General features: G+C 34.1%; 3 protein-coding genes and 1 pseudogene. 3 read left to right on the top strand and 1 reads right to left on the bottom strand.

Annotated features, from left to right (window positions below):
* A pseudogene (locus BG20_RS04720) lies at positions 1 to 375 on the bottom strand (nitrite/sulfite reductase); the annotation flags it as partial.
* Between the two features lie 246 nt (positions 376 to 621).
* Between BG20_RS04720 and BG20_RS04725 the strand changes: the two are divergent.
* The 3 genes from BG20_RS04725 to BG20_RS04735 all read left to right on the top strand — a co-directional run.
* The gene (locus BG20_RS04725; protein ID WP_010191554.1) at positions 622 to 1,122 is read left to right on the top strand and encodes a hypothetical protein; all 501 of its coding nucleotides are present in this window, start codon (positions 622 to 624) and stop codon (positions 1,120 to 1,122) included.
* Between the two features lie 83 nt (positions 1,123 to 1,205).
* Positions 1,206 to 2,024, top strand: a complete 819-nt coding sequence (locus tag BG20_RS04730) for a sulfide-dependent adenosine diphosphate thiazole synthase (RefSeq protein ID WP_010191556.1) — start codon at positions 1,206 to 1,208, stop codon at positions 2,022 to 2,024.
* 23 nt (positions 2,025 to 2,047) lie between these two features.
* A partial coding sequence (locus BG20_RS04735; protein WP_010191558.1) for a DUF6775 family putative metallopeptidase occupies positions 2,048 to 2,829 on the top strand: 782 nt, incomplete at its 3' end.

Below are 2,829 nucleotides of genomic sequence, written 5' to 3' on the forward strand. Positions count from 1 at the left end.
ACCCACTTCTGCCAAACCTCGCAAAATTTCAGACACATCCTCTAGAATTACCCAATGTAATTGGATATTTTCTCTAGTTGAGAAATGAGCACTACCGATAGAGAATTGCTCACTTAGTTGAGATATTTTTTCGAGTTGATTTGGATAAATTTCCCCTGCTGGGAGTTTAATTCTAACCATGGCATAATCACTTGTCATTCTAGTTCCATATGCCCCATGTTGCAGTCTGAATCGTCTAAAGCTGTCTTCGTCGTATTTTCCTTGATGATACAACTTTACAGTTTTTGCAAAATTCTCTGCCTCTTCTATACGTGCCCAATTGATTTTAGGTTTAGATGAATCTGGATATGCCTGCTTAAGATTAGATATTGTCAATTCAATAGAAAGTTCTTTGGTTTATGATATAAATTTTTGATATATGGAAGTTTAGGTGATAGAATTTCATGAATATACAGGAATTTTCCTAATTGAAGAAATAACTTCATCATAGAATTAGGTTCTCCTAAGAAATCATGATGTGAAAACAATACTTTTTGAAAAAAACACAGACATGCTCAAATAATCTAAAAAAGAAGTTCGTTTAATGTTCAACAAAAAAAGAATTTTGCCTTTTTTATTTTTATGGGGTTATTTTCAGCTGTTTACCAAATCGGTGCAATTAGTACGGTAAATGAAGAAGACGCTGCCATGTTTCTAGATGAATTCAGCAATCTTGTTGATGGAATTGATGGATTTGGAATTTTTGTTCATAACTTAACAATTGCACTGCCAATGTTTATTCCAGGATTTGGATTAGTTTGGGGGTTATTTGCAGGATGGTCAACTGGTTTTGCATTTGCCGCAATTGTGACATCAATTCCTGCATTGGCAAATTTTCCACCTCTTGCAATTTTGTATCTTTCGCCATTTGGAATAATGGAGTTAGTTGCATATTCTTTGGGAATTTCGAGAAGTTACATGATAATATATGCAATTATCAAACATAGATCAATAAAACCGCAGTTATTAATCACATCAGTGGAGATAGGAATTGTGGTAGCATTGCTTTTGATTGGTGGGTATTTGGAATTTGCAATGATAGATGGAGCTGAAAATATAGTTCCAAGCATAGAGAATCTTTAGAATAAAGTCAACAGCACCATAAGTTTCCAAAGTGGAAAAAACATGTGGTAAAGTATTAATTGGTTCTCAGAGGTATCTTTTTCATGCAAAAAGCCACGGTTGCAGAAAAATCAGAAAAAATATTCACAGATGTTAGTGAAGTGGAGATTACTCGTGCAATTGCAAACGAATGGCATGCAGTTTTAATCGATAGGGCACAATCAGATGTAATAATTATCGGTGCAGGTCCTGCAGGGCTAACTGCTAGCAGAGATCTTTCAAATATGGGTTTCAAGGTTTTGGTAGTAGAGCAAAATAACTATCTCGGCGGGGGCTATTGGTTAGGAGGCTACATGATGAATCCAGTTACAGTAAGAGAACCTGCTCAAAAAATATGGGATGAGTTAGGAGTTCCATACAAAAAAGTTTCAGAAGGATTGTACTTAACACCAGGACCACATGCAGTTTCAAAGTTGATTGCAGCAGCATGCGATGCAGGAGTGAAATTTCTTAATCTTACAAAGTTTGATGATTTAGTAATGAAAAATGGCAGAGTTACAGGAATTGTTGTTAATTGGATGCCAGTTTCTGCATTGCCAAGAAACATTACATGTGTTGATCCAATTGCACTAGAAGCAAAAATGGTCATTGATGCATCAGGTCATGATTCTGTTGCAGTAAAAAGACTAGTAGATAGAGGATTAGTAGAGTGGAAGGGAATGAATCCAATGTATGTTAATGAAGGTGAAGAACACGTGGTTCACAAAACAGGAGAAGTATATCCAGGATTAGTTGCGGCAGGAATGTCAGTTACTGAAACACATGGATTGGCAAGAATGGGTCCAACGTATGGCTCAATGTTATTTTCAGGCAGAAGAGCTGCTGAAATCACTGCAGAGAAAATCAAAGAGTTAGAAAGATAAACAATCGATAGTTTATCAAATCATTGAAGATTTCAAAAATATTTCTGTATGATGAACCTGCTATTTCAGAAATTCAATTAGAAAGGCTAGTTGATTTTCTAAAACAAACATTTACAGTACAAGTAGAAAAAAGAGAAAATATTTTAAAATACTCAAAAAAGGATACTGCTAAAAAAATTGCATCCTGCAGAATTTTTAATCTCATAAAACCATTTGAGAGACACATTCCAAATAGAGATGAAATTATGTTTGAGCAAGAAAACATCAAGAATACTTCAAAAACAGAAAATATTATCATGTATGATGGATTTGAACTTCAAAAAATTCTAACAGAATTAATCCCAGATGGAGATTCAGATTCATTCCACATATTCTTTACAAACAAACTAACATGCACTTATGACTATAATGATTACAGATATCATGGAAGGGCCTTAATTGGAGCCAATCCTTCAATAATTTCCACTACTGGAATAATTGAAGCTCCTGCAAAGCCAAGAGAATATTATTTAGAATTGATGGCAAATTACACTCAGGGCATAAATGTTGATACCATTAAACAAAAGTACAAAGGAACATACCTGGAATACAATGATTCTAGACTATCAAAAATCATAGAAGGATATCTACTACAAGCAATATTTTATTATGAAACAGCAGAGGCATTTTGTAATAAACCAGAGTGTAGATTGTTTAATGCTCATTGGCAAAAAGATCTAATATACTCACAAATAGAAAGCTGCAGATTATGCGAAAGCCATCAACAAATCTTAAAAAAAATTAACGATACAGAATTAGATTACAA

This window comes from Candidatus Nitrosarchaeum limnium BG20 (assembly GCF_000241145.1).
Lineage (GTDB): Archaea > Thermoproteota > Nitrososphaeria > Nitrososphaerales > Nitrosopumilaceae > Nitrosarchaeum > Nitrosarchaeum limnae.

What these genes read in the sequence shown, in the direction of transcription:
- BG20_RS04725 (WP_010191554.1), top strand. Translation starts at nt 622, where the DNA reads ATGGGGTTATTTTCAGCTGTTTACCAAATCGGTGCAATTAGTACGGTA.
- BG20_RS04730 (WP_010191556.1), top strand. Translation starts at nt 1,206, where the DNA reads ATGCAAAAAGCCACGGTTGCAGAAAAATCAGAAAAAATATTCACAGAT.